19 protein-coding genes, 1 tRNA gene and 3 pseudogenes are annotated in these 26086 nt (G+C 62.0%); 11 read left to right on the top strand and 12 right to left on the bottom strand.

Annotated features, from left to right (window positions below):
- Positions 1-33: 33 nt before the first annotated feature.
- The gene (gene sctV, locus PSH81_RS03630; RefSeq protein WP_305392029.1) at positions 34-2127 is read right to left on the bottom strand and encodes a type III secretion system export apparatus subunit SctV; all 2094 of its coding nucleotides are present in this window, start codon (positions 2125-2127) and stop codon (positions 34-36) included.
- Positions 2124-3176: a type III secretion system gatekeeper subunit SctW gene (sctW, locus tag PSH81_RS03625; RefSeq protein WP_226456564.1), complete on the bottom strand. Its 1053-nt coding sequence runs from the start codon at positions 3174-3176 to the stop codon at positions 2124-2126. Before sctW ends, sctV begins: the two co-directional genes overlap by 4 nt.
- A 264-nt stretch (positions 3177-3440) precedes the next feature.
- Between sctW and PSH81_RS03620 the strand changes: the two genes are divergently transcribed.
- The 5 genes from PSH81_RS03620 (at position 3441) to PSH81_RS03600 (ending at position 7832) form a co-directional block, all read left to right on the top strand.
- Positions 3441-3992 carry an RNA polymerase sigma factor gene (locus tag PSH81_RS03620; protein ID WP_226456565.1) on the top strand — a complete coding sequence of 184 codons (552 nt, stop codon included), beginning with the start codon at positions 3441-3443 and terminating at the stop codon, positions 3990-3992.
- A gap of 207 nt (positions 3993-4199) precedes the next feature.
- Positions 4200-4276: transfer RNA gene (locus PSH81_RS03615), tRNA-Met, on the top strand.
- Positions 4277-4429: 153 nt separating this feature from the next.
- Positions 4430-5209, top strand: a complete 780-nt coding sequence (locus PSH81_RS03610) for a PhzF family phenazine biosynthesis protein (RefSeq protein WP_226456567.1) — start codon at positions 4430-4432, stop codon at positions 5207-5209.
- A 54-nt stretch (positions 5210-5263) separates the two neighbouring features.
- Positions 5264-7075: a gamma-glutamyltransferase family protein gene (locus tag PSH81_RS03605; protein ID WP_370694881.1), complete on the top strand. Its 1812-nt coding sequence runs from the start codon at positions 5264-5266 to the stop codon at positions 7073-7075.
- Between the two features lie 25 nt (positions 7076-7100).
- On the top strand, positions 7101-7832 hold the full coding sequence (locus PSH81_RS03600) for a polyphenol oxidase family protein (protein WP_305392027.1): 732 nt from the start codon (positions 7101-7103) through the stop codon (positions 7830-7832).
- Here the strand turns inward: PSH81_RS03600 and ddlA are convergent.
- Both ddlA and PSH81_RS03590 read right to left on the bottom strand, forming a co-directional pair.
- Positions 7822-8916, bottom strand: a complete 1095-nt coding sequence (gene ddlA, locus PSH81_RS03595; protein WP_305392026.1) for a D-alanine--D-alanine ligase — start codon at positions 8914-8916, stop codon at positions 7822-7824. The genes PSH81_RS03600 and ddlA overlap by 11 nt on opposite strands.
- Before the next feature lie 44 nt (positions 8917-8960).
- Complete coding sequence (locus PSH81_RS03590) at positions 8961-9599, bottom strand: LysE family transporter (RefSeq protein WP_305392025.1); 639 nt, start codon at positions 9597-9599, stop codon at positions 8961-8963.
- A gap of 139 nt (positions 9600-9738) precedes the next feature.
- Here PSH81_RS03590 and PSH81_RS03585 point away from each other — a divergent pair, with 139 nt between their 5' ends.
- Entirely contained in the window at positions 9739-10548 is an 810-nt protein-coding gene (locus PSH81_RS03585) for an AraC family transcriptional regulator (protein WP_226456572.1), read from the top strand.
- Between the two features lie 122 nt (positions 10549-10670).
- Here the strand turns inward: PSH81_RS03585 and PSH81_RS03580 are convergent.
- Positions 10671-11414 (bottom strand): annotated as a pseudogene (locus tag PSH81_RS03580) (MFS transporter); the annotation flags it as partial.
- A gap of 207 nt (positions 11415-11621) precedes the next feature.
- Here PSH81_RS03580 and PSH81_RS03575 point away from each other — a divergent pair.
- Entirely contained in the window at positions 11622-12506 is an 885-nt protein-coding gene (locus PSH81_RS03575; protein WP_305392024.1) for a LysR family transcriptional regulator, read from the top strand.
- A 3-nt stretch (positions 12507-12509) separates the two neighbouring features.
- Here PSH81_RS03575 and PSH81_RS03570 read toward each other — a convergent pair whose 3' ends face one another.
- From PSH81_RS03570 to PSH81_RS03560, 4 genes and pseudogenes are all read right to left on the bottom strand, one after another.
- On the bottom strand, positions 12510-13085 hold the full coding sequence (locus tag PSH81_RS03570; RefSeq protein ID WP_305392023.1) for a flavin reductase family protein: 576 nt from the start codon (positions 13083-13085) through the stop codon (positions 12510-12512).
- 60 nt (positions 13086-13145) lie between these two features.
- Positions 13146-13574: pseudogene (locus tag PSH81_RS27440) on the bottom strand (methyl-accepting chemotaxis protein); the annotation flags it as partial.
- Positions 13575-13733: 159 nt separating this feature from the next.
- Positions 13734-14372: pseudogene (locus PSH81_RS27435) on the bottom strand (PAS domain-containing protein); the annotation flags it as partial.
- Between the two features lie 195 nt (positions 14373-14567).
- Complete coding sequence (locus PSH81_RS03560; protein WP_192297816.1) at positions 14568-14900, bottom strand: DUF2790 domain-containing protein; 333 nt, start codon at positions 14898-14900, stop codon at positions 14568-14570.
- 224 nt (positions 14901-15124) lie between these two features.
- Here PSH81_RS03560 and PSH81_RS03555 point away from each other — a divergent pair, with 224 nt between their 5' ends.
- The 3 genes from PSH81_RS03555 (at position 15125) to PSH81_RS03545 (ending at position 18858) form a co-directional block, all read left to right on the top strand.
- Positions 15125-16444 (top strand): OprD family porin, encoded by a 1320-nt coding sequence (locus PSH81_RS03555; protein ID WP_305392022.1) that lies wholly within the window; start codon positions 15125-15127, stop codon positions 16442-16444.
- Positions 16445-16786: 342 nt separating this feature from the next.
- Positions 16787-17461 (top strand): heavy metal response regulator transcription factor, encoded by a 675-nt coding sequence (locus tag PSH81_RS03550; protein WP_192297818.1) that lies wholly within the window; start codon positions 16787-16789, stop codon positions 17459-17461.
- Positions 17458-18858, top strand: coding sequence for a heavy metal sensor histidine kinase (locus PSH81_RS03545; RefSeq protein WP_305392021.1), 1401 nt, complete (start codon positions 17458-17460; stop codon positions 18856-18858). Before PSH81_RS03550 ends, PSH81_RS03545 begins: the two co-directional genes overlap by 4 nt.
- 131 nt (positions 18859-18989) lie before the next feature.
- Here the strand turns inward: PSH81_RS03545 and PSH81_RS03540 are convergent, their stop codons facing one another.
- Genes PSH81_RS03540 through PSH81_RS03530 form a run of 3 tightly spaced genes read right to left on the bottom strand, consistent with a single transcriptional unit; the run spans position 18990 to position 24473 of the window.
- On the bottom strand, positions 18990-22118 hold the full coding sequence (locus PSH81_RS03540; RefSeq protein WP_226456579.1) for a CusA/CzcA family heavy metal efflux RND transporter: 3129 nt from the start codon (positions 22116-22118) through the stop codon (positions 18990-18992).
- A gap of 18 nt (positions 22119-22136) precedes the next feature.
- The gene (locus PSH81_RS03535) at positions 22137-23243 is read right to left on the bottom strand and encodes an efflux RND transporter periplasmic adaptor subunit (protein WP_226456581.1); all 1107 of its coding nucleotides are present in this window, start codon (positions 23241-23243) and stop codon (positions 22137-22139) included.
- Positions 23244-23261: 18 nt separating this feature from the next.
- Positions 23262-24473 carry a TolC family protein gene (locus PSH81_RS03530; RefSeq protein WP_305392020.1) on the bottom strand — a complete coding sequence of 404 codons (1212 nt, stop codon included), beginning with the start codon at positions 24471-24473 and terminating at the stop codon, positions 23262-23264.
- Between the two features lie 241 nt (positions 24474-24714).
- On the opposite strand from PSH81_RS03530, the gene PSH81_RS03525 reads away from it, so the two are divergent.
- On the top strand, positions 24715-26085 hold the full coding sequence (locus PSH81_RS03525; RefSeq protein ID WP_226456584.1) for a gluconate:H+ symporter: 1371 nt from the start codon (positions 24715-24717) through the stop codon (positions 26083-26085).
- Position 26086 lies beyond the last annotated feature (1 nt).

Genomic DNA, 26086 nt, shown 5'->3' with positions numbered 1-26086 from the left:
GAGCGCCTCTCTCTGCCCGTAGCAACAGCCTGTTCATGCCACGCCTCCGCGCATCAACTCTTCCTGCACAAGGTCAAAGCGCCCCAGCACTTTGACTTTGGAGGTGCTGCCAAGCTCGGCAAAGGACAGCACCGGCACATGGTTGAATTCATCGATCAGCAAGGTCCGCAGCGGACTGCGCAGGTCTTGAGCCACCAGCATCACGCTGCGGGTTTTGGCGCGCACGCTGAATGCCTGGTTGAGCAGGTTGACCAGCGCCGTGCTGTGATCGTTTTCAAGGGCGAAGAACACACCGCTCTGGGTCTGGCGCAGCGCTTCACGCAGGATATTTTCCGTCTGCGGCGACAGCAGCCAGGCATGCAGGCCATCGGCTTCGCTGTACTGGTGAAAGATCTGCGATTTGAGGGCGATACGCGCGTAATCGGCCAAAGCCTCGGGTTCACGCTCATGCTGCCCGTAATCGATCAATGACTCGACGATCAGCCGCACGGCACGCAGCGGAACGCCTTCGCCGGCCAGGCGCTGCAGTACCGACGAAAACCGCGAAAGCGGCATGATGCGTTGCAGTTCCTGCACCAGTTCTGGCTGGTTCTGCTCCAGCCAACTGAGAATCGACTTGCTCTCCTGAATGCCCAGGAACCGCGGCCCGCTGAGCATCATCGCGCGCGTCATGCGCTCGACGATCAAGTCCTGGGCAGTGAACCGTTCGAGGTCGGGATCTTCCAGCAAAGGGTCATCCGGCGCGAGCCACAGCCAATCCTGCTCGTCGCGCTCGATGCGTCCGCGCTCACCCCGCTCAGGGGGCTGTGCAAACGCCGTATACTCGACAGCGATGCGGTCGCTCAGGGTCGCCACCATCACCGGTACTTCATGCACGCAAAAACGCATCTCATCGACTGCCAGCGTGTCGCTGAACTCGGCTTCGAACGGTGGCAACGTCAGACCGATATTGGCCACCAGCGCATTCCTGGCCTGGCGGACTTTCCTGACGATGTCTACGACCTCGGGCGTGGCGTAAAACACCGGATTGAACTGCAGCAAGTACGGCCGCGACGGGTCGAAGCCGCGCAGGTCCTCATCGCCGTTCTCTTCCGGGCGAACCTGCTGCTGCGATTCGGCTCGCGGCGCCTGCTCGCGCTGACGCTGGCGCATCAGGTAATAACCCAGGCCGCCGGTCTTTAGCGCGATCAGGATAAAGACCAGGGTCGGCATGCCAGGCACGACCGCAAATGCGAGCATGCCAACCGAGGCAATCACCCAACTCTTGGGCTCGCTGGTCATTTGCCGGGCAATTTCGGCGCCCATGTTACTGACCCCTTTGCGGCCATCCGGCGCTACGCGGGTGATGATCATGCCGGCCGTGAGCGAAATCAGCAGCGCGGGGATCTGCGCAATCAGGCCGTCACCGATGGTCAGCACGGAGTACAGCGAGATAGACTCTGCCGCGCTCAAGCCGTGCTGGAACATGCCGGTCGAGAAACCACCCAGCAGGTTGACCACTACGATGATCAGGCCTGCAATGGCATCGCCTTTGACGAACTTCATGGCGCCATCCATCGCGCCGAACAATTGGCTTTCGCGAGACAGCTGCTCGCGCTTGTCCCGCGCCTGCGTACCGTCGATCAGCCCGGCACGCAGGTCACTGTCGATGGACATCTGCTTGCCGGGCATTGCGTCCAGGCTGAAACGTGCCGACACCTCGGCCACACGCTCGGAGCCCTTGGTAATTACCAGAAAGTTCACCAGCGTCAGGATCAGGAAGATCACCATGCCCACCGCCAGGTTGCCACCGACCACGAAATTACCGAAGGCCTCGACGATTTCACCGGCATCCTGTTCCAGCAGGATCAGGCGTGTGGTGGCAATCGACAGCGCCAGGCGGAACATGGTGGTCAGCAACAAAATCGACGGAAACGACGAAAACGCCAACGGTCCCGGCAGGTACAGGGCCAGTACGATCAACAGGCACGAGATGCAGATGTTTACCGCAATGAGGATGTCCGCCAGCCAAGTGGGCAGTGGCACGATAAAGATAAACACAATGGCCATGACCACCACGGCGCCCAGCACTTCGGCGCGCTGCGCAACCTTGAGCAGCAGCCCATTGATGCTCGACAGCGCAGTCACAGGCCCCTCCTCTGAGCAACCGGGCCCCCAGGCCCCCGCTCGACTCGGGCAAACTCATCCATCACCAACAAAAAGTTGTGCAGCGCGTCTCGGCGCGTCTGGCCGTCCAGCCAAATACCCAGGGGTATCTGTTGAATCACTGGGTACAGCGCATTGAGGGAGATCAGTTGGCAAGGCCGGCCAGCGGCCAACAGATCATCCGCCAGGCGCTGCACTTCAGAGGCCGCAACGCCCGTACCGGCATAGCCCAGCAGGCGCTGCAACAGGCTCACCGCATCCTGCTCAAGGTTCAGGCGCCGGATCAACGATTCGCAGTTGGACAACACGCCGCTCAGCTGTGAGCAGCTTTGCAGCCCCCGCAGCAACGAGCGCAACAAGGCGGTAGGCACCGACGGCACGTGAGCCGCGATGTCGTCCGACAAAGCGCCCCGCATGACCTTCAGGCCTTGCGAAAACCGTTCGGCACCGTACACGCGCAACAGCTCTTTCATCATCGTCGCCAGGGACTGACGAGTGACCACGCTGGCGTAATAGAGATCGCGCACCGCCTGGCGTTCTTGCGGGTCGGCACCCGCGGCCTGCAAGGTCATGGCGATGTTCAGGCCGGCCTGGATTTCCCTTTTAAAGCGAATATTGAGCCTGGCAAGGGCATCCTGGGCCAACCTTGCCTCGTCTTTGTCCCTTGCGGCCTGCGCCTGGGCCATTACCTGGTGGAGCACCACAAACGTTCGCGCTGGATCGTTGCCGGTGATTTCCAGCAGTGTGTCGATACTTGGCTCGCGCATCAGATAGTGCCGCACCATGCGGGTGATCGCGGCAAGCTTCGCCTGAGCCGGGTGGCCCAACTGGTCGTAAAGCTGCGCCAGTTGCTCGATAGGCATGACGCTCTCACCCACCGCCTGGCGCCTCGGCACGTTGTTAAACATCAGGTCCTGATTGAAGGCAAGCTCATCGACACCCGGACTCCTCGTCTGCGCCTGGGCGGCATCGACGTTGGGCAGATCCTGTTGCAGGACTTTTTGTACATCGCTGGGCGATTCAACTTTCATGGACAGATCAGGATTGGAAGAGTGTTTCCCTATGTGGCAAACCGTCTCCAAACAGTTCCATCAAAATCATCGACGCAGGCTTTTTGAAAAAGCCTGCACAACACCATCAAGGATATTTGCAAACTCTTGCGCAAATACACCTCGCACAAAGATATATATCCTTATAAATCATATATTTATGTAGTTTTTTAGTTTGGCACAGCCAGTGCTAAAGGGGTTCTCGTCGAAACCATTTCGGCAGCGTCTACCCTGAGGAAAAACAACATGAATATCCCAATTGAAGCTCTGGCTCACCTCGTTGGCAGCTCGCCTCAATTCATGCTCCAACTGACAGACGACCAGCAAAAGAAACTTCGGCGCTTCATTCACAAGCGTGTGCTCAACCCGGAAGATGCAGACGATCTTCTGCAACTGACCTACCTGGAAGCCTGGCGCAACCGCGAGCGCTTCAGCGGCAACGCCACCCTCAGTACCTGGATGTGCGGCATTGCGCAAAACCTGATCCGCAATCACTTCAGGCGCCTGTACGCCAAGCCCGTGCATTGCGAGTTTGATGAGGCGCTCTGGCATGGACACGAAGACAATCACAACCTGGATTGGGAATTTGAGATCAACCGTCGCCTGGAGAAAACCTTGAGCGCCATCGACCGCCTGCCGGCCGAGATGCGCAAGACGCTGTACGCGTCACTGGAAACCGACGGCAGCTACCAGGACACCGCCGACGTGCTGGATATTCCGATCGGCACAGTACGCTCACGCCTGTCGCGCGCCCGCGAACAACTCAAGCGTGTCACCCACAGCCCGATGCCCCGGTAAGCCAGACCCCGCGTTGGGCAGCAGGGATATCTGCCCAACCGAGTCGCACACCGGAAAATCGACGCAAAGCCCATGGGGGAACACCGACAGTGGCACGCCACTCGTCGCCGTTTCAGCCGATTTTGCTTAAACAGTTGAAAGCGCAGATAAAAATTCAAAATAAATACTTGACGCATTAGCGTTCTGAGCGAATAATGCGCGCCACTTGGCTACATAGCTCAGTTGGTTAGAGCATAGCATTCATAATGCTGGGGTCCGGGGTTCAAGTCCCTGTGTAGCCACCAAGTACTAAAAACGGCTTACCGAAAGGTAGGCCGTTTTTTTATGCCTGCAAGAAAGTGCAGCGCACATGCGCGCAAAAAAAACCACCATCTGTACGGCGACGCTCCCCTGGCCCACTGCTAGTGTCCAACCTCCCCACACGGAGAGCATCCCCGATGAAACTGGATATCTACCAAGTCGACGCGTTCAGCTCCCACGTCTTCGGCGGTAATCCCGCAGCGGTCTGCCCACTGACCGAATGGCTGCCCAACGAACAACTGCATAACATCGCCGCCGAGAACAACCTCTCGGAGACCGCGTTTTTTGTACCGCGCGGCGAGGTCTATGAGTTGCGCTGGTTTACCCCGCAAGTCGAAGTGGACCTGTGCGGCCATGCCACGTTGGCCGCCGCCTGGGTGTTGATCCACAAACTGGCCGGTGCACCTGAGGTGCTGCGCTTTGCCACGCGCAGCGGCGAGCTTCGCGTGACGCGCAACGGCGACGAGCTGGCGATGGACTTTCCGGCCAAGCAGCCCCAGCCGTGCAAGCCTCCAGCAGGGATGTTGAGCGCGCTAGGCATCGAACACGCCGAGGTGTTCAGCACCGATGACTACATCGTGCTGGTGGACGATGAAGCCCAGGTCGCCGCACTGACCCCGGATTTCGCCAGCCTCAAGGGCTTGCCCAAACGCGGCATCGCGGTGACCGCCAAAAGCGCACGGTTCGACTTTATCTCGCGCTGGTTCGGACCGAACGTGGGCGTCAATGAAGACCCGGTCACCGGCTCCGCCCATACGTCGCTGACGCCGTTCTGGGCCGAACGCCTGGGCAAGCCGGTGTTGACCGCCGAGCAAGGCGGCACACGCCGTGGCCAGTTGCGCTGCGAACTCAAGGGCGACCGCGTGATCATCTCCGGCAGCGCAGTGCTTTACCTGCAAGGCACGATTTACCTGTAAAAAGCACTACCCCAAGGACAACAGATCATTCTCAAAATGAACGGAGTTCAACGCGTGCTTTCGATTTCCCGCCGGCAGTTGTCGGTCATGGTGGCAACCCTCGCCCTGGCAGCCTGCCATACCCCGGTCACCGATCAACCACCGGCACCGGAGCTGGGCTCGGGCTACCGTACCGACCTCGCCACCCGCCATGCCGAGCGTCATATGGCAGCGGCCGCCAACCCACTGGCCGCCGAAGCCGGGCGCCAGATGTTGCGCCAGGGCGGTTCGGCAATTGATGCGGCGATTGCGATGCAAGCCGTGTTGACCTTGGTGGAACCGCAGTCGTCGGGCATCGGCGGCGGTGCGTTCATCATGCTGTGGGATGGCAAGAACGTGCGCGCCTACGACGGCCGCGAAACCGCACCGGCCGGGGCGAGGGAGCGTTTGTTCCTGCGCCCCGACGGTACGCCGATGGGGTTTGCCGAGGCGCAGATCGGCGGACGTTCGGTCGGCACGCCGGGGGTGCTGCGTGCGCTGGAACGGGCACACAAAGACAGCGGGCATTTGCCCTGGGCCACGCTGTTCGAACCGGCGATCCGCCTGTCGGAACAGGGTTTCGCGATTTCCCCGCGCCTGCACGCGCTGATTGCCGCCGACCGTTATATCCCCCAGTCCCCCGACATGGCGGCTTACTTCTTGAATGCCGATGGCACGCCAAAGGCCACCGGCACACGCTTGAAAAATCCGGCGCTGGCCGCCGTACTCAAACGCATCGCCAACGAAGGGCCAGACGCGTTGTATCACGGGCCGATTGCCGCTGAAATTGCCCGCAAGGTGCAAGGCCATCGCAACGCGGGAAGCCTGTCCCAAGCTGACCTCAAGGGCTACTCCGCCAAGGAACGTACGCCGCTGTGTACCGACTACAAACAGTGGAGAGTCTGCGGCATGCCGCCACCGTCGTCGGGCGGGATTGCCATCGCGCAAATCCTGGGCACGCTGCAAGCCCTGGAAAGCCGCGACCCGCCACTGGCAATCGCATCGATGAAACCGCTGAAGAGCGCTTCCCCCGCTGGCCTGGAACCTGTGCCTGAAGCCGTGCACCTGCTCGCCGAAGCGGGCCGCCTGGCCTTCGCCGATCGCGGGCTGTACGTGGCCGATGCGGATTTCGTCCCCGTGCCGGTCGCCGGTCTCGTCGCCCCGGACTACCTGGCCAGGCGCGCCGCGCTGATCGGTGAGCGCAGCATGGGCATCGCCAAGCCGGGCCAGCCTGCGGGCATCCAGGTGGCGTACGCACCGGACCGCTCGCCATTGCGTATTTCCACGTCGCAAGTGGTGGCGGTGGATGACCGCGGCGGCGCCGTGTCGATGACCACCACCGTCGAGGCGGCGTTCGGTTCGCACCTGATGGTCCAGGGCTTTTTGCTCAACAACCAGATGACCGATTTCTCGTTCATCCCCGAAGAACACGGCCAGCCAGTCGCCAACCGCGTCGAACCAGGCAAACGCCCGCGCTCGGCGATGGCCCCGACGTTGGTGTTCGACCGCAACAGCGGCGAGTTGCTGGTCACGATGGGTTCACCGGGCGGCTCGCAGATCATCGAGTACGTGAGCAAGTCCCTGGTGGCCATGCTCGACTGGAAACTCGACCCACAAGCCGCCATCAACCTGCCCAACTTCGGCAGTCGCAACGGCGCCACCGAGTTGGAAGCCGGCTTGTTCAGCCCGGCGTTGAAACAGGCGTTGAAGGACAAAGATCACGCGCTGAATGAAATCGACATGACCAGCGGCATCCAGGCCATCGTGCGCACGCGGGATGCCCAGGGCAAGGTGTCATTGAGCGGCGGCGCCGACCCGCGGCGTGAAGGCCAAGCCCTGGGCGACTGAACATTCAATCGACGGAGAGCACCCCATGCAGCAAGCAGACAATCTCGGCGCTCTCCCCGGCGTCGATCACGGTTTTTGTACGATCAACGACCCACTGCGCCCGGATGACGTGTTCATCTGCAAGCAGGTGCACAGTGCAACGGTGATTGAGTGGGAGGCGGATCAGCAGAGCAACACGGTTCCGGCCGACGGGGTGTTCACCGGCGAGCGGCAACCGATCGCGGTGATCACCGCCGACTGCCTGCCGATTCTCATCGCCGCAAAAAACGCCGCAAGCGTGGCGGCGGTGCATGGCGGCTGGAAGGGGCTGCAAGCGGGAGTCATCGCCAATGCCGTGCAGCGCTTTGCCGAGGAAGGGATTGCCGCCGAGCAGTTGCTGGTGGCAATCGGGCCGTCGATCAAACCGTGCTGCTATGAAGTGAGCGAAGGGTTTATCGGGCAGCTCCAGGCAGATCAGGGACACCTGTGGCCGGACACTCCGGCGCCGTGGAGCGTTGTGCAACCTGCGCCGCTGCTGCCAGCGCAAATTGCGCCGCCCCAGGCGCAACAAACGGGCAGCGCCTGGTTCGACCTCAGCGGGTACGGCGTGATGCTGTTGCAAGCAGCGGGCATTCGGCGCGAGCAGATCGAAGTCAGCGCAGTGTGCACCTACTGCACCTCGCCAGCGTTTGCCAGCTATCGGCGCAGGACGCACCACCCGGACGAGCCCAAGACCCTGCTGTATTCGTGGATTGCTCGTAGAGCGATCACCGACTGATCTTCAACCCCCTGCGCCCCACATGCCGCTCCAACGCCAACTCAATCAACCGGCTCACCAACTCGCTGTAACTCATCCCCGTCGCCTGCCACAGCTTGGGGTACATGCTGATGCGGGTGAAGCCGGGCAGTGAGTTGATTTCGTTGATCAGCACTTCGCCGTCGTCGGTCAGGAACACGTCGACGCGCGCCAGGCCGGAGCAGCCCAAGACTTCAAATGCCTCCAGGGCCAGGCGGCGAATGCGTTCGCTGGCCTCGGCGCTGATCGCCGCCGGCACTACGACCTGAGCGGCCTGGGCGTCGATGTATTTGCTGTCGTAGGAATAGAAACCACTGCTCACCACGATTTCACCGCAACCGCTGGCGATGGGATCGTCGTTGCCCAGCACGGCGCATTCGATTTCGCGCCCCCGCACCGCAGACTCCACCAACACTTTTTCATCAAAACCCAACGCCAGCTCAACGGCGGCGTGGTACTCGGCTGCGTCAGCGACTTTGCTCACGCCGACCGACGAGCCCTGGTTGGCCGGCTTGACGAACATCGGCAGGCCGAGCTTGCCCACGGCCGCTTCAAAGCTTGTGCGGGCTGCGTTACGCCGGGTCAGGGTGATGAACGGTGTGACGGCAATCCCGGCATCGCGAAGCAAGCGTTTGCTGATGTCCTTGTCCATGCACACCGCCGAACCGAGCACGTCGGAGCCGACGAAAGGCAGGTCGGCCATACGCAGCAAGCCTTGCAGGCAGCCGTCTTCACCCAGGCTGCCGTGGACGATCGGGAATATCACATCGACATGAGCCAGCAGACCGCCGCCGGAGGTTTCCACCAGTTGTTGGCTGGCTTTGCCTGGCACCACCGCCAGCTCGCGGTTGGACTGGTTGAGCGCGATCAGCGCTGGGTCTTCCCCATTGATCAGGAAGTTCGAGGTGTCGTTGAGGTGCCAGTGACCGGCCTTGTCGATGCCGATCAGCACCGGCTCGAAGCGCGTGCGGTCGAGGGCATCGACGATATTGCGCGCCGACTGCAGCGAGACCTCGTGCTCGGTCGAACGCCCACCAAAAATAATCCCTACACGCAGCTTGCTCATGACTCGGCCTCACGGTTGAAAGTAAGGCTTCTTACCACGGGCCGTCAGCGATTCGCTACCAGGTGTGCGCCGAACAACAGGTAGCAACTGCCGGCAAAACGGTCCAGCCACTTGCGCGAACGGCTGTACAGGTTGGCCATACGCTGGCTGGAAAACACCAGGGCGACGCAGGAATACCAACTGAAGGACAAGGTGGCCATGGTCATCACCGCCAGGGTCAATAGCATCGGCGACGGCGAAGGTGGCATGGTGGAAGCGAAAATGGTGGCGACAAACAGCGCGGCCTTGGGATTGGACAGGTTACCCAGCAAACCCAGGCGCCACGCGCAGAACAACGAGCGCCGCGGCTCATCCGCCAGCAAGCTCTGCGCCATGGTCGGCGCCGAGCGCTTGAACAGTTTCAGCCCAAGGTAGATGAGGTAGCAACCGCCGATAATCTTGAAGGCCAGGTACAGCATCGGAGCGGCAGTAAACAGCGACTTGATCCCCAGGCCACCGGCCAGCCCCCACATGATGGTGCCCGTGGCCACACCGGCCGATGCCACCACGCCATGGCGGCGCGAGCAACTGGCGGCCAACTGCGCGGCATTGAAGAAGTTGGGGCCTGGTGTCACCACGGCCACGGTCCACAACAGCGCCAGAGAGACCAGCGGTGCCGCATAGGCGGGGTTGAAAAAGTCCATGGGAGGCAACTCCATCTGCGCAGGGTGCGAACGGCGATCATAGACCTCGCCGTTACCCTGCACAATCGTACAAGACCTCGGCAGACAGGGAGCGCAGACTCGGCTAACGTGTTTCCACCTCAATTTGTGACAAGCCACCATGGGCAATCCAATTTCCCCTCTCGACTGGATGCACCGCGCCCCGCACGCCAGCGGCATGGACCGTATCGAGGCGTACTTTGCCGGCTTCGCGTTCGACCCGCATCGCCATGACACTTACGCCATCGGCCGTACGTTGTTCGGCGTGCAGAGCTTTCACTATCGCGGCTGTATGACCCACAGCCTGCCCGGCACGACCATGGTGATTCATCCTGACGAAACCCACGACGGCCGCGCCAGCAGCGAGGAGGGCTTCAAGTACCGGATGATTTACGTGGAGCCGGCGCTGATCCAGCAGATCCTCGGCGGCAAGCCGTTGCCATTCATTCCCTTTGGCCATACCACCGACCCGCGCCTGTTCCGCGCCAGCGAAGTACTGCTGCAAAGCCTGGACTGCCCGATTGATCCGCTGCAGGAACAGGACGCGATGTATGACCTGGCGCAAGCCCTGAGCGAGGCGTCCGGGGTGATCACCAGCCGCAAGAGCTTCGACTACGTCGCCGCCGAACGCGCGCGGGAATTCATCCACAGCGCCCTGGGCCGCAGCATCACCCTGGATGAAATGGCCGAGCACGTCGGGCGTGACCGCTGGGCGTTGTCGCGGGATTTTCGCTTGTTGTTCGGCACCAGCCCCTACCGTTACCTGACCATGCGCCGCCTGGACCTGGTACGCAGCCTGCTGGCACAGGGGCAATCGCTGGTGAATGCGGCGATGACTGCCGGGTTCACCGACCAAAGCCATATGACCCGGCAATTTCGCAGCACCTACGGCATGCCGCCATCGCGCTGGGTGAAGATGCTCGGGCGCTGAAAAAACCTGATTTGCAATGCCATCAATGTGGGGCTGGCTTGCCTGCGATGGCCGAGTGTCAGTCACTGCACATGTCGGCTGACCGGCCGCTATCGCAGGCAAGCCAGCGCCCACATTGGTCTTCAAGTTGTTTCCAGAATTGAGCTCGGCTCAATGCTGCGATCCTTCAGCCCCAATGCCACCACCGCGCCCACCAACGCAATCCCCGCACTCCACCACAACGCCCGCTCGATCCCGCCGACATTGGCCACCGACACCAACACCGCCAGCCCCAGCGCCCCACCAATCTGCTGGCTGGTGGACGCCATCCCCGCCGCCACGCCCTGCTCGCCCGGCCGGATGCCCAACCCCGCCGCCACCCACATCGCCGTCCACGTCATGCCCTGGCCGATGCTCAAGATGAAAATCCCAGGCAGCAGCGACCAGAATCCCACGCCAGTCGGTAATGCCCAGCACACCAGCGCAATCCCCACAGCCCCTGCCAATTGCCCGCTGACCAGCGTATTACGCAAGCCGATCCTGGCCAACGCACGCTCCGCCAACCCGATGCCGAACGTGCACACCAAGGTCGCCGGCAGAAACGCCAAGCCCGTCTGCAACACGCTGTAGCCATAGACCTGCTGGTAATACAGCGCGAGGAAGTAGTACTGCACGCCGAAGCTGCTCATGAACACCGCTGTCAGCACCATCGCCATGCGCAGTTCGCGGTAGGCCAGCAGCCGCAGCGGCATCAGCGGGTCGCGGCCGCGATGTTCGATCCAGGCGAACATCGCCAGCAACGCCATGGCCAGGGCCAGGCAACCGAGGGTCGGCGGCGCCGTCCAGCCCCACTCCGGGCCTTGCACCAGGGCGAACACCAGCAAGGTGCGCACCGATCTGCGGCAACGCGACAAACACGATGGTGGCATCGAGGGCGATGATCAGTTGAGCAGTGGCCAGCAGCATCAGCATCCAGCCGGAGGGTTGAGAGGGAGACATCACAGCGTCCTGTCCGAAAATGAAGTGCGGCCAGTGTGTTTTATGCGCAATAGATGATAAATAGCGCTACCTCTCTTTCAGTAATGACTTTAATCATGGATCTGAACGCTGTCCGCCTGTTGGTCCGCGTGGCCGAAACCCGCAGTTTCACCCGTGCGGCCGCGGACCTGGGGCTGACTCAGTCCGGGCTGTCGCGCGCCATCTCGCGCCTGGAAAACGAGCTGGGCGTACGCCTGCTGCAACGCAACACCCGCAGCGTCAGCCTGACGCCCGACGGGCAGGTGCTCTACGAACGCAGCGCGCCGTTGCTGGCGGAATTGGCCGAAGCCGAAAAGCTGATGCTCGACCGCCGTGGCAGCCCCTCCGGCCTGCTGAAGATCAGCACGCCGTCGCTGTTCGGGCGCAAGGTGGTGATGCCGGTCATTGGCGAGTTGACCCTGCGCTACCCCGAGTTACGCATCGAAGCGGTCATGACCGACCGCCTGGTGGACATCGTCGACGAAGGCTTCGACGCCTTGCTGCGCACCGGCGAGATCCAGGACCAACGCCTGATCGCCCGCGCCCTGGCGCCGCTGCGCTGGGTCACGGTGGCCGCCCCCGCGTACCTCGCCCGCTTCGGCACACCGCAACGCGTCGAGGACCTCAAGCACCACCACTGCCTGACCGTACGCAACCTGCGCAGCGGGCGCATGGTGGACTGGCAGTTCATGCTCGATGGCAAGGTGCAGGACGTGAACGTCGAAGGGCGGCTGATCTTTGACATTGGCGACGCGTTGGTGGACGGCGCCGTGGGCGGTTTTGGCATCGCCCAGGTGATGGATTTTGCCGTACGCGACGACCTGGCCGACGGCCGCCTGGTGCCGATCCTGGAGGACTTCGCCGGGCGCAGCCGGGCCATCTCGCTGGTGTATCCGCCGTCCCGCCAGTATTCGCCGAAGTTGGTGGCGTTTGCCGAGGCGCTGGCAAACGCGCGCTGGTAAGGCTTAAAGCTGGTGCCCGATAATCGGTGCGCCGATGCTCAGGAAGTTGCCGCCGGCAATGTGATGCAAGGTACGCAACGAATCCTGGCCGTCGAAGTGCCAGTGGCCGTCGCTGAACACCCGCGTATCGGCATACGCCGCAACCACTTCGCCAAGGAACAAATCGTAGGTGTCCTGGTTGTGCGGTTCAGGCAGCAGGCGGCATTCCAGCCAGGCGACACAACCTTCCAGCAACGGCGCCTCGGTATGTTCACCGCTGAACACCTGTAGGCCATAGGTAGCGAATTTGTCTGTCTCGGTGCCAGTCGTGTTACCAACGGTCTGTACGAGATCGGCCTGGGCCACGCACGGCACTTGCAGCACGAAGGTGCCACTGGCCTCCAGCAACTGGCGGGTCCAGGTGGACTTATCCAGCACCACGGCGACTTTCGGCGGTTCGAAATCCAACGGCATCGCCCAGGCGGCAGCCATGATGTTGCGCTGGCCGTTATGCGCCGCGCTGACCAGCACAGTCGGCCCGTGGTTGAGCAAGCGGTAGGCCTTGGACAGCGGAACGGGGCGACGGTGGGTCGGGCTCATGAAAGGTCGGCTCTTCAAACGAGAAAAAACCTACGATACCTTAAGCACGAACCCGACGGGTCAGTTGGTCAGCTGGTTGGCGAACTGGCCCACCGCACTGACGACCTTCTGCGCGCCGTCTTGGATCTCGACGATCACCGTGCCCGCTTCAGCCGCCAGGGCCAGGCCTTGCTCGGCTTGCAGGCGACCGTCGGTCATCAGCGCCACCGCGTCGCGGGCCATGTCCTGGTTCTGACGGACTACCCCGACGATTTCCTCGGTGGCCTTGCTGGTGCGTGACGCCAATTGCCGCACTTCATCGGCCACCACCGCAAACCCACGGCCTTGCTCACCGGCGCGCGCGGCTTCGATGGCCGCGTTAAGCGCCAGCAGGTTGGTCTGCTCGGCAATGCCACTGATGGTCTTGACGATACTGCCGATCACTTGGGACTGGGCATTCAGCGCCTCGATGCCTTCGCCGGCCTGTTGCATGTGCGTGGCCAGGTCACGCATCACGTCCACTGCCTGGGTCACGACCCTGGTGCCACGCTGGGCGCTTTCATCGGTATGCAGCGAGGTGCCGTAGGCGATGTTGGCCGCGTCGGACACCGCTTGCTCACGGTTGACCTGATCGGTGATCACCGTGGCGAACTTGACCACTTTGTACAAGCGATCGGTGGCGTCCATCACCGGGTTGTAGGTCGCCTCCAGCCACACCACGCGGCCATGGCTGTCGATCCGCTTGAAGCGCGCGGCCACAAACTCACCGTTGTTCAGGCGCTTCCAGAAGTTCTGGTACTCGGCACTGTTGTATTCCTCCGGTTCGCAGAACATGCGGTGATGCTTGCCCTTGATCTGCGCCAGGCTGTAACCCATGCCGCCCAGGAAGCGATCATTCGCGGTGAGCACATGGCCACTGAGGTCGAACTCGATCACCGCCGTGGAACGCACCAACGCGGCAATCAGGTTTTCATGCTCGCGCGACGCCTCGATGGTGCGCGTGAGGTCGCTGGAATAAATCGAAAAATGCTTGATGCGCCCGTCCGAACCGCGCACCGGTTGCACGATCGAGCGCAGCCAGGCTTCCTCGCCATTACCGCGCATCAAGCGCACGGTGCCGGCGTAGTGTTCGCCACGCGTCAGGGCGTTGTTGAAGCGCTGCTGGAACTCGTCCCGGCGCACATGGGCCGGCACCAGCTCTTCAACAGGGCGCCCCAACAACTGCGTGCTCTGGTAACCCAACTCTTGCAGGAAGTTGCTATTGGCCCATTCAATACGGCCTGCGGCGTCCAGCGTCAGGCACAGCATCTCGCTTTCCAGGCTCTCCTTGACCTGCTCCAAGCTGGACAGTTCTTCGCGAAGAGCGGACAGCTCCTGCTTCAGGCGGGTGTTGAACATGGGGCACCGATGGTCAATGGGAGAGAAGGATCTGACCTGCATCGGCCCTGCCGGCGTTTTCTTAATAGGCCTTTAGCCCCGGGCCCAACTATATTTTTGCTCCCCTCAGCCGCCATTGCTGCGGCACGCGCCCATCACTTGATACTCAAGCGTCGTCAGCTTGCCGCTGGAGTCTTCATAGGTCATGCGCGACGGCACCGGGCGGCAGCCGCTGATCGGCGGCGTCACGCTGACCACCTTGGCAATATCCAGTGGCATGCCGTAGCGATACACCTGCACCTCGGGCGCGGGCTTGCCATTGCGCGCGGCGTAATCGGCCATGGCCTTTTCATTGCGCTCCATCATCAAGGCAAAGGTCCGGTCGCCGCCGCCTTCGGCTAAAGCACCGAACGACAAGACTGCCGCCAATACACCCAGGCCAAGTTTATAAAAGTTCATCACAAGTTCCTCGTTCAAAGTTGAGTGCCCAGAGTAACGAGCGAACCCTGACGCGACGTTCACCAGAACATTACTTATTTGTTAGGTAACCGTGAGATTCCAAAATTGTAATGTGCGTGCCACTTCACTGTTATCTGTGATTTGCAACTATCAGCCCGGGCCAAATCAATAAGAACGCCCACCTCTATAAGAAGCTGATCACTGCCAATACCGAGGAGCGCAACATGCACCGTGCTTACTACACCCTTCCCTTTTCATTGATTGCGGCGCTGCCCCTGGCCGCCGTGGCCGTGGAAGACAAGCCCGAAGGTTTTATCGAAGGCAGCAGCGTGAACGTGCTGGCACGCAATTTCTACTTCAACCGCGATGACCGCAAGGGCCAGTCCAGCCCTACCGGCAATGGCTACTCCGAAGCCTGGGCGCAGGGGTTCATTGGCAAGTTCGAATCCGGCTTTACCCAGGGCACGCTCGGTTTTGGCCTGGACGCGTTTGCCATGTACGGCCTCAAGCTCGACTCGGGCACCGGCCGCAGCGGCGGCAAGGGCTCGTTTGGCGTGCTGCCGGTGGACAGCGGCAACCATCCAGAGTCCGACTACAGCAAATTCGGCGGCGCCGCAAAATTGCGCGTGCTGGACACCGTGATCAAGGCCGGTGACGTGTTCCCGCTCACGCCGGTGGTGGCGTACGGCGACTCGCGGCTGTTGCCGGAAAGCTTTCGTGGCGTCACCGCGCAAAACACCAGCCTGGAGGGCCTGAGCCTGCAAGGCGGACGCTTGAGCGGTATGAGCCAACCCACCGAGAGCGGCATGGACAAAGGCTTTGCGACGTTCTATGCGGGCAAGGTCGACTCACCGTGGATCGGCTATTTCGGCGGTGATTACCAACTCAACAAACACCTGAGCCTGAGCCTGTACAGCAGCCGCTTGAAGGACGCCTGGGACCAGTACTACTTCGGCAGCGCCGCCAACTACCCGCTGAACGATGAGGTTTCGCTGTTCGGCGACTTCAACTATTACAAGGCGGTGGATGAGGGCAAGAAACGGCTGGGTGAGTTCGACAACACCATCTGGAGCGCCAGGCTCGGCGTGAAGATGGGCGCCCACAGCGTGGCCGTGTCGCACCAGCGCAACAACGGTGATGACGACTTCGATTACCTGCGCCAGTCGGACTCGATCTTCCTCAACAACTCGATCCAATACAGCGACTTCAACTCCCCCAAGGAGCGTTCGTGGATGGTGCGCTACGACCTGGACATGCAGCCGTTCGGCATTCCCGGCCTGTCGTTCATGACCCGCTACGGCAAAGGCACCGGCGCCGACTACAGCAACGCCAACGCGGTGTATATGCGCCGCGATGCAGCAGGCGACCCACTGACCGATCAGCGTCGCTGGGAGCGCGACATCGAAGCCAAATATGTGGTGCAAAGTGGCAACTTGAAAGACCTGTCGCTGCGCTTGCGCCAAGCCACGGTGCGTTCCAGTGCATTCGAGTCGGACCTGGAAGAAGTGCGCTTGATTGCCGAATACCCGCTGGCGATTCTCTGAATCATTACATTCGTTCGCGCTTGACTAACATCTGTTCACAACTAGCCAGTTATCAAAACTGTAATATTGGCCTCACCTTCTCGTTAAGTTGAACTTTATAGACTGGCTTCAACTTGCAACACCGAGCACATTCATCTCTGAAGCTTTTGTGTAGCTCCTTTGGAAAGAGATGGATTTTTTAACGCCCCATTGGGGCGTTTTTTTTGCGTGCTCACTTAGTTGCGACAGAACGTCGCAGTTGACCCTGAAGTCACTTCACGGTTCAGAATTTTCCTACTCCCCCAACAACAGCCTCCATAAGGAAATGGACTCCCTTCTCTTTTCGAAAAAGGTAAACCCCCCATGCGTATCCTTGTGGTTGAGGACGAGCAAAAAACCGCCGCTTATTTGCAGCAAGGCCTGACTGAAAGCGGCTACGTGGTCGATTGCGCCGCCAACGGTATCGACGGCCTGCACCTGGCCCGGCAGCATGCCTATGAACTTGTGATTCTCGACGTCAACCTGCCAGGCAAGGATGGCTGGGAAGTACTCGAACAACTGCGCCGCGACGGCAGCCAGCGCGTGATGATGCTCACCGCCCGTGGGCGCCTGGATGACAAGATCAAGGGCCTGGACATGGGGGCCGATGATTACCTGGTCAAACCCTTCGAGTTTCCCGAATTGCTCGCGCGGGTGCGTACGTTATTGCGACGCAGTGAACATATCCCACAACCGGAAGTGTTCTGCGTGTCGGACCTGGAACTCGACCCGCGCCGCCATCGCGCCTATCGCGGCAACCGCAGGATCGACCTGACCACCAAAGAGTTCGCCCTGCTCCAGGTACTGATGCGCCAGACCGGCGAAGTGATGACCCGCACGCAGATTATTTCCCTGGTGTGGGACATGAATTTCGACTGCGACACCAATGTGGTGGAAGTCTCCATCAGCCGCCTGCGCGCCAAGGTGGATGACCAGAGCGAGGTCAAGTTGATCCACACCATTCGTGGCGTCGGCTACGTGCTGGAAGCGCGCCCATGAAGACCGGCAGCCTGTCGATGCGCCTCGGCCTGACGGTCAGCCTGATGGGTGCCGGCCTGGTGCTGCTGCTGGCCAGCCTGGCTTACCTGGCCCTGACCCATGAGCTGGAAAAACTTGCGCGCAAGGGTCTGGAAAGCAAGATGGAACAGATCCAGCACAGCCTCGCCCAGGGCCTGGACGCTCGCGACATCCGCGCGCGCCCGCACTCGCTGTTGGACCTGGTCGTCGGCCACGATAACTTCTACCTGAGCATCGTCGGCACCGCGCCCGACGAGCGTGTGCTGCTCAGCGTCGGTGCCAAGCCCCAGGTGCCGCTGCTCACCGACTACCCGCACCGGGAAACCCTCGGCTACCTCAACTGGGAAGACAGCGACGGCAACCAGGTGCTCAGCGCGTCCAGCCTGATGCGCCTGGCCAGTGGCGAACGCGTGCGCGTGCTGCTGTCCCTGGACCGCATGGACGACCAGGCCCTGCTCAGCGCCTACCTGCGCGCCACGGTGGTGGCATTGCCCTTGTTGTTGCTATTGATCGGCATGGGCGCCTGGTGGCTGGTGCAGCGCGGGTTGGCACCGTTGAAGCAGTTCAGCCACGTCGCCGCCCAAGTCACCACCCAGGACCTGACCCATCGCCTGGCCCTGGACAACCTGCCCCAGGAACTGCGCGAGCTGGCCCAGGGCTTCAACGTGATGCTCAACCGCCTGGACGCGGGCGTGCAGCAACTGTCGCAATTCTCCGACGACCTGGCCCACGAACTGCGCGCGCCCCTGACCAACCTGATGGGCAAAGCCCAGGTCACACTGTCACGCCAACGGCCGTCGGAGGAATACAAGGCCGCGCTGGAATCCGGCACCGAGGAGCTGGAGCGTTTGTCACGCATCGTGTCCGACATGCTGTTCCTGGCCCAGGTCAGCCACCCGGCGGCGCGTGCCTCGTTTGTGCCGGTGTCGTTGACCGATGAAGCCCGTCGGGTCATGGAATTGTTTGCCCTGAGCGCCGAAGACAAACAGCTCAACCTGACCCTCAGCGGCGATGCCCAGGTACAGGGTGATCGCCTGATGATCCAGCGCGCCCTATCCAACCTGCTGTCCAACGCGATCCGCCACAGCCCGCGCGGTGGGCACATTGCCCTGCTGGTGGAAACGTATGCGCAACAGGTGTCCGTGTCCGTCAGCAACCCCGGCGCGGGCATTGACGCCCGGCATTTGCCGCACCTGTTCGAGCGTTTCTACCGCGCCGACAACAGCCGCGCCCGCACCGAAGGCGGCACCGGCCTGGGGTTGGCCATCGTGCGCTCGATCATGACCCTGCACCAGGGCCAAGCCGAGGTACGCAGCCCACCGGGTGGCATCACCTCGTTCCGCCTGATATTCCCCCTCCCCTGCGACCAGCCTAAGTAGTGAGCGGGCTTGCCCCACGCTGGGCGGCGAAGCCGCCCCAATAAGACCGCCGCGATGTTTCAGGGAGACCGAGGTGCCTGGATTTGGGGCGGCCTCGCCGCCCGGCGCGGGGCAAGCCCGCTCACTACACGTCAGTCTTGTTCTTTGTGGTGTGCCCATTGGTACAACGCCGGCAGCACCAGCAAGGTCAGCAACGTCGAGGAAATAATCCCGCCGATCACCACGGTCGCCAGCGGCCGTTGCACTTCGGCGCCGGTGCCAGTGGCAAGCGCCATGGGGATAAACCCGAGGGACGCCACCAGCGCCGTCATCAACACCGGGCGCAAACGGGTCAACGCACCTTCGTTGATCGCCACCGACAGCGAGCGCCCTTCCTCGCGCAGGTTGCGGATGAACGCAATCATCACCAGCCCGTTGAGCACCGCCACCCCGGACAACGCGATAAAGCCCACCCCCGCCGAGATCGACAGCGGAATATCCCGCAGCCATAGCGCCATGATCCCACCCGTCAGCGCGAACGGAATCCCGGTAAACACCAGCAGCCCGTCCTTGAGGTTGTTGAACATCATGAACAACAGCCCGAACACCAACAGCAGCGCCACCGGCACCACGATACGCAAGCGTTCGGAGGCTTCCTTCAACTGCTCGAACTGGCCGCCCCAGGTGGTCCAGTAACCCGCCGGCACCTTGACCTTGGCATTGATTGCCGCTTCGGCCGCGGCCACAAACGAGCCAATGTCACGCCCGCGTACGTTGGCGCTGACGATCACCAGGCGCTTGCCGTTTTCGCGACTGATCTGGTTGGGGCCGAGCACCAGGTCCAGGCTGGCCACTTGGGACAAGGCGATAAAGCCCAACTGGCCGGATGCGTTTGCGGGCACCGGGATCAACAGTCGCGACAAGCCGTCAATATCGGTGCGCAGCGCGTCGGACAAACGTACGACCATGGCAAAACGCCGGTCGCCTTCGTACAAGGTTCCGGCCTGGCGTCCTCCGACGGCCACGGCGATGGTGTCCTGGACATCACCGACATTCAGGCCAAAACGTGCGGCCTTGTCGCGGTCGATATTAATGGTCAGCACCGGCAGGCCAGAGGTCTGTTCCACCTTCACTTCCGAAGCGCCATCGAGGCCCTTGAGCGTATCGGCGATGGCGTCGGCGGTCTGGTTGAGCACCGCCATGTCATCCCCAAACACCTTCACTGCCACATCACTGCGCACTCCGGAAATCAGCTCGTTGAAGCGCAGCTGGATCGGTTGCGAAAGTTCATACGCGCTGCCCGGCACAATTGCACTGGCGCGCTGGATGTCGGCAATCAGGGTTTCACGGGATTTGCTCGGGTCTGGCCATTGGTCCTTCGGCTTGAGCATCACGTAACTGTCGGAAATATTCGGCGGCATCGGGTCGGAAGCAATTTCCGCGGTGCCGGTGCGGGCAAACACCCGCTCGATTTCCGGCACCTGGGCCATCAAGGTGGTTTCCAGTTGCTGCTGCATGTGCACCGATTGCGTCAGGCTGGTGCCGGGCACGCGCAGGGCCTGCTGGGCAAAATCACCTTCGCTGAGGCTGGGGATAAATTCGCTGCCCATGCGGCTGGCCAGCACCCCGGAGCCGAGGATGCTCAGCAGCGCCAGGCCGAATACCAGCGGCCGCCGCGCCATCACCCCCTCCAATACCGGCGCATAGGCCCGACGTGCAGTGCGCATCACCAGGTTTTCTTCTTCCTTGACCTTGCCGGTGACAAACAGCGCAATGGCAGCCGGCACGAACGTCACCGACAGGATCATCGCGCCGAGCAAGGCGATCACCACGGTGAAGGCCATGGGATGGAACATTTTCCCGGCCACGCCGGTGAGGGCGAAGATCGGCAGGTACACCACCATGATAATCAGTTGCCCGAAAATCAGCGCCCGCCGTGCTTCCTTGGCGGCGGCGAACACTTCGTGCAGGCGCTCGCTGCGGGTCAACAAGCGGCCGTGACGCTGCTGCGCATGGGCCAGGCGACGGATCGCGTTCTCGACGATCACCACCGCGCCGTCGACGATGATGCCGAAGTCCAGCGCACCGAGGCTCATCAGGTTGGCACTGACTTTGTTGGTGAACATGCCGGTAAAGGTGAACAGCATCGCCAGCGGGATCACCATCGCGGTGATCAGCGCCGCACGGATATTGCCGAGAAACAGGAACAGCACCGCGACCACCAGCAGCGCGCCTTCGAAGAGGTTTTTCTTGACAGTGGCAATGGCTTTTTCGACCAGGTTGGTGCGGTCATACACCGTGACCGCCACCACGCCTTCGGGCAGTGATCGGTTGATCTGTGCGAGTTTTTCCGCCACGGCCTGGGACACGCTGCGGCTGTTTTCGCCAATCAACATGAACACCGTGCCCAACACCACTTCACGGCCATTTTCGGTGGCGGCGCCGGTACGCATCTCACGGCCGATGTCGACCTCAGCGACGTTTCGCACACGAATCGGCGTACCGTCCGACGTGGTGATGACAATGTTGGCAATGTCGTCGATCGACGCCACCTGCCCCGGTGCGCGGATAAGCAGTTGCTCGCCGCTGCGCTCGATGTAACCGGCGCCGACGTTGGCGTTGTTGCGCTCAAGCGCGGTGACCAGGTCGTTCAAGGTCAAGCTGTAGGCGGCCAGGCGCTTGGGGTCGGGGGCGATCTGGTATTCCTTGGCAAAGCCGCCGATGGTGTTGATCTCGGCCACGCCCGGCACGTTGCGCAGTTGTGGCTTGATGATCCAGTCCTGGATCACGCGCAAGTCGGTTGGCGTGTAGGGCGTGCCGTCGTCCTTGAGTGCGCCGTCCTTGGCCTCCACGGTCCATAGGAAAATTTCCCCAAGGCCTGTGGAAATCGGCCCCATTGCAGTCTCGATGCCAACCGGCAATTGTTCTCGGGCGACTTGCAGGCGCTCGTTGACCAGTTGGCGGGCGAAGAACAAGTCGGTGCCGTCCTTGAAAATCACCGTTACCTGGGACAACCCGGAGCGCGACAGTGAACGGGTCTGCTGCAACCCCGGCAGGCCGGCCATGGCGGTTTCGATGGGAAAGGTGACGCGCTGTTCGGTCTCCAGCGGCGAGAAACCCGCCGCCGCCGAATTGATCTGCACCTGCACGTTGGTGATGTCAGGCACTGCGTCGATGGGTAGCTTCTGATAGCTGGCGATACCGACACCGGCCATCAACAGCACCGCCAACAGCACGATGATGCGCTGCTCGATGGCGAATTGGATAAGGCGCTCAAACATGGGGAATCACTCGCAGGATCAATGGGCGTGCTCGGCGGAGCCCTTGCCCAGTTCGGACTTGAGGATGAAGCTGCCAACCGTCGCCACTTGCGCACCGGCTTCCAGGCCTTTTCGCACTTCGACGTAGCCGTTTTCGCTGACACCGAGTTCAAGATGGCGGGTGACAAACCCGTGTTCGGTGCGCTCGAACACCGAGGGTTTGTCCTCGACGGTCTGGATCGCCGCCTCGGGCACGCTGACCGGCGCCTGGAAGCTCTCGGTGGCCAGTTGCACGCTGACAAACAAGCCGGGGCGCCAGGCATCTTCGGGGTTCGGCACGCTGACGCGAACGGTGGCGGTGCGCGTCTGTTCGCCGAGCAGATTACCGACGTAGGCCACGGTGCCACGGACTTCGGTGCCCATTTCGCTGGAGCTGACCTTGACGGGTTTGCCGACGCGGACCTTGTTCAGGTCTTTGGGAAACACACCAAAGGTGACCCACACCTGGGACAGGTCCGACAGGGTGAAGGCGTTGCTGGTTTCGCTGACCACCTCACCGACGCCGAGGTGTTTTTCCACCACCACACCGGCAAATGGCGCGCGCAATTCGTAGCGATTTCCTCCGACGAGTACGGCGCTGCCACTCAGGGCGCTCATCTTCTGACGGGCGTTGTTCAGGGCGATTTCGGCTTCCTGTAGGGTTTGGCGTGCCAGCAGGTAGTCCTGTTCGGCAGAGATTTTGTCCTGCCACAACTGACGCTCACGCTGGAAGGTGGTGCGGGCCAGTTCGACCCGGCGTTGGCTGGCGGCCAGTTCACTGCGCAGGTCGGAAATCTGCTGGCTGGCGATCACGGCCAACAGCTCACCCTTTTTTACCGACTGGCCGAGGTTGACCTGCACCGACTCCACCACGCCCGCGGTACGCGGGACGATGTGCGAGGTGCGGTCCTCGTCGAAACGCACCTCTGCCGGCACGGTCAGCAGCGTGCTGAGCGAGCGCGGTTGGGCCTGGGCCAGTTGAATGCCGGCGGCCTGGATCTGCTGCTCGGTGAGTTCAAGTTCGCCTTCTTCTTCAGCGGCCTTGGCAACACTGCACAGCAGCAGGCTCAAGGCGACGGCGAGCGCTACGCCATGTTTGTGGTTCATAGAAAGCTCCAGGAAAAATCAAAGACGGGTGAGGTCGCCGTAGATCCGTTCGATGCGCACCCAGGCCTCCGTGGCCTGGGCCGTGGCGGCGAGGTATTGGGTGCGAGCGGCAATCAGCGTGCGCTGGGCGTCGAGGACATCGAGGAAGTTGAACTTGCCCATCTCGAAACCACGGGTGGCGCTGTCCACCGCGCTTTGGGCGGCGGGCAGGATCTGCTGGTTGAACGTGCGCACTTCGCTATCGGCGGTTTGCCACAGGTCCAGGGCCTGGCGGGTTTCGGTGCGCAGGCGCAGTTCGGTGGCGTTGCGCAGGTCGCGGGCCTGGTCGGCGCGACGACTGGCAGCGAGCACGTTGCCCTGGTTGCGGTTGAACAGCGGGAGCGGCATCGACAGGCCGACCAGGTTGACCCGCTCACGCGCGCCAGCGTCGTATTGGCTGCCGATCGACACGTCGAGGTCGGGGATGCGCTGGGCTTTTTCCAGGCCGACGCTGGCTTCGCTGTGCAGGATCTGCAATTCGGCCAGGCGCAGTTCGGCCGTCTGTTCAAGGCGCGCCAGCAACTGGGCGGCGGGAGGCAATGGCAGGTTTTGCGTGGCGACACCCTGGAAATCGACGACGGCGCTGCCGGTGCTGGCGGCCAGGCGGCGATAGGCATCGTTGAGGCCCATCTGTGCACGGTTGAATTCGAGGCGGATTTGCGACACTTGCACCTGGGCGCGGGTGGCTTCCACCGGCGAGGTTTTGCCCGCCGTCACGCGACCGTTGGCGACCACCAGGCCACGTTCGGCCAGCTTCAGGGAGCGCTGCGCGAGGTCAAGGCGCTCCTGGGCGCGCAGGGCGCCGTAGTAACTGTCGATCACGTCGGCGCGCAGGGTGTTGCGGCGCTGTTCCAGAGTCAGTGCGGCGGCGTTCTGAGCACGAGTAGCCACATCGATACGCGCGCCGCGCTTGCCGCCCAACTCCAGGGTCTGGCTGAGTTTGACGCTGGTGGTGCGCGTGTCACGGCGGGTGTCTTCGGCATCCACGGAAAGCACGGGGTTGGGTATCAGCGCGGCCTGCTGGCGGCCGCCCTCGGCGATGTCGATGTCCCACTGCGCAGCGGCGAGGTCAGGGTGGTTGGCGAAGGCATTCTGCAAGGCGGAATCGAGGGTGAGGGTTTGCGCTTGGGCCGTATTGGCAGCCACCCACAACAACGTCGCCCCCAGCAGATGTTTAACGGAAATTGGCATAACGAGAGTTCCACGCCCATGAAGTACAAGCGGCTGGAATGTAGCGCTCGCGACTTATCAGAGCGGTGGAGACAAGATTACAAATCCGACAGCAATGGCTCTGGGCTGGCACTTTGGGCGGGGGCCGCAGGTCGCACCAAAACGGCACATGGGCACTGGATCAGCGCGGGATCAGGTATGCTTTTTGAGCATGAAACAAAAAGAAACAATTTTCCCAACCTGTTCGATAAGGAGTCCCGTCTTGGAGTTATCGACTGCCGCGTGGATGGTTCATGACACCCGCCTCATGCTCTGCGTCTTGCTGGCCATCGCCAGCATCATCGTGCTGATCAGCGCGACCAAACTGCCGCCGTTCCTCGCGATTCTGATCGGCACCTTTATTGCCGGGGTCGGCGCCGGGTTGCCGCCGGAGGAGGTCGCCAAGGCCTTCAGCAAAGGCGCGGGGGCGATCCTGGGTGAAGCCGGGATCATCATTGCCCTGGGCTCGATGCTTGGCGCGCTGATGGCCGAGTCCGGCGCCGCCGACCGCATCGCCACCACCCTGCTCGGGCTGGGCAAGGGCAAGTCATTGCCGTGGGTAATGGCGCTGGTGGCGATGGTGATTGGCTTGCCGCTGTTCTTTGAAGTAGGCCTGGTAATGATGGTGCCGATCATTTTTGTGATGGCCAAGCGCTCGAACCAGCCACTGCTGAAAATCGCCATCCCGGCACTGGCGGGCATGACCACCCTGCACGCGCTGATGCCACCCCATCCAGGGCCGCTGATTGCGGTGGGCGCGCTGCACGCCGACCTGGGGCTGACCATGTTGCTGGGTTTTTGCCTGGCGGTGCCGGCAGTGATCCTGGCGGGGCCGATCTACGGCAACTGGCTGTCCAGACGCCTGCACGTGGATGAGCCGGCCGACATCGGCGCACTCTTCAGCGCCCCGCCCAAGGCGCCGCGCCAGCCGGGCTTTGCGGTGTCATTGCTGATCATTTTGTTGCCGGTGATTTTGATGCTGGGCAGCACCTTGGCCAAAGTCGCGCTGCCTGCGCAAAGTACCGTTGGCCTGGCCCTGAAATTCCTCGGCGAACCGCTGATCGCCCTCGGCCTCGCGGTGATCGCCGCCGTGATCTGCCTGGGCTGGGCCGCCGGTATGCCCCGTGCGGAAGTGGGCAACACCCTGCGCAAAGCCCTCGCGCCCATCGCCGTATTGCTACTGACCATCGGCGCCGGCGGTGGCCTCAAGCAAACCTTGCTGGATGCGGGCGTGAGCCAGACCATCAGCAAGGTCGCCGAAGGTGCGCACATGCCGTACCTGCTGCTGGCCTGGCTGATCGCCGTGGCGTTGCGTCAGGCCACCGGCTCGGCGACGGTTGCCACGACCACCACGGCGGGCATTCTCGCGCCGATGATGGCGGGGTTGGCAGCGACACAGAGCTCACTGGTAGCGCTGGCGATTGGCGCGGGCTCGGTGTTCTTTTGCCATGTGAACGACGCCGGGTTCTGGATGGTGCGTGAGTATTTCGGCTTGCAGTTGAAACAGACGATTTGGGTGTGGTCGGTGTTGCAGACGATTGTGTCCGTTGTCGGTTTGATCGGTACGCTGCTGCTCTGGCACTTTCTGACCTGAT

Origin of the sequence: Pseudomonas sp. FP2335 (assembly GCF_030687535.1) — a bacterium.
Classification (GTDB): domain Bacteria; phylum Pseudomonadota; class Gammaproteobacteria; order Pseudomonadales; family Pseudomonadaceae; genus Aquipseudomonas.
This window is presented reverse-complemented; position numbering and strand designations above follow the sequence as displayed.

Bases quoted from the DNA above. Each gene is read 5' to 3' on its own strand.
- sctW (WP_226456564.1), bottom strand. From the start codon at position 3,176: ATGAAAGTTGAATCGCCCAGCGATGTACAAAAAGTCCTGCAACAGGAT.
- PSH81_RS03620 (WP_226456565.1), top strand. From the start codon at position 3,441: ATGAATATCCCAATTGAAGCTCTGGCTCACCTCGTTGGCAGCTCGCCT.
- PSH81_RS03610 (WP_226456567.1), top strand. From the start codon at position 4,430: ATGAAACTGGATATCTACCAAGTCGACGCGTTCAGCTCCCACGTCTTC.
- PSH81_RS03600 (WP_305392027.1), top strand. From the start codon at position 7,101: ATGCAGCAAGCAGACAATCTCGGCGCTCTCCCCGGCGTCGATCACGGT.
- ddlA (WP_305392026.1), bottom strand. From the start codon at position 8,916: ATGAGCAAGCTGCGTGTAGGGATTATTTTTGGTGGGCGTTCGACCGAG.
- PSH81_RS03590 (WP_305392025.1), bottom strand. From the start codon at position 9,599: ATGGACTTTTTCAACCCCGCCTATGCGGCACCGCTGGTCTCTCTGGCG.
- PSH81_RS03585 (WP_226456572.1), top strand. From the start codon at position 9,739: ATGGGCAATCCAATTTCCCCTCTCGACTGGATGCACCGCGCCCCGCAC.
- PSH81_RS03575 (WP_305392024.1), top strand. From the start codon at position 11,622: ATGGATCTGAACGCTGTCCGCCTGTTGGTCCGCGTGGCCGAAACCCGC.
- PSH81_RS03570 (WP_305392023.1), bottom strand. From the start codon at position 13,085: ATGAGCCCGACCCACCGTCGCCCCGTTCCGCTGTCCAAGGCCTACCGC.
- PSH81_RS03560 (WP_192297816.1), bottom strand. From the start codon at position 14,900: ATGAACTTTTATAAACTTGGCCTGGGTGTATTGGCGGCAGTCTTGTCG.
- PSH81_RS03555 (WP_305392022.1), top strand. From the start codon at position 15,125: ATGCACCGTGCTTACTACACCCTTCCCTTTTCATTGATTGCGGCGCTG.
- PSH81_RS03550 (WP_192297818.1), top strand. From the start codon at position 16,787: ATGCGTATCCTTGTGGTTGAGGACGAGCAAAAAACCGCCGCTTATTTG.
- PSH81_RS03545 (WP_305392021.1), top strand. From the start codon at position 17,458: ATGAAGACCGGCAGCCTGTCGATGCGCCTCGGCCTGACGGTCAGCCTG.
- PSH81_RS03540 (WP_226456579.1), bottom strand. From the start codon at position 22,118: ATGTTTGAGCGCCTTATCCAATTCGCCATCGAGCAGCGCATCATCGTG.
- PSH81_RS03535 (WP_226456581.1), bottom strand. From the start codon at position 23,243: ATGAACCACAAACATGGCGTAGCGCTCGCCGTCGCCTTGAGCCTGCTG.
- PSH81_RS03530 (WP_305392020.1), bottom strand. From the start codon at position 24,473: ATGCCAATTTCCGTTAAACATCTGCTGGGGGCGACGTTGTTGTGGGTG.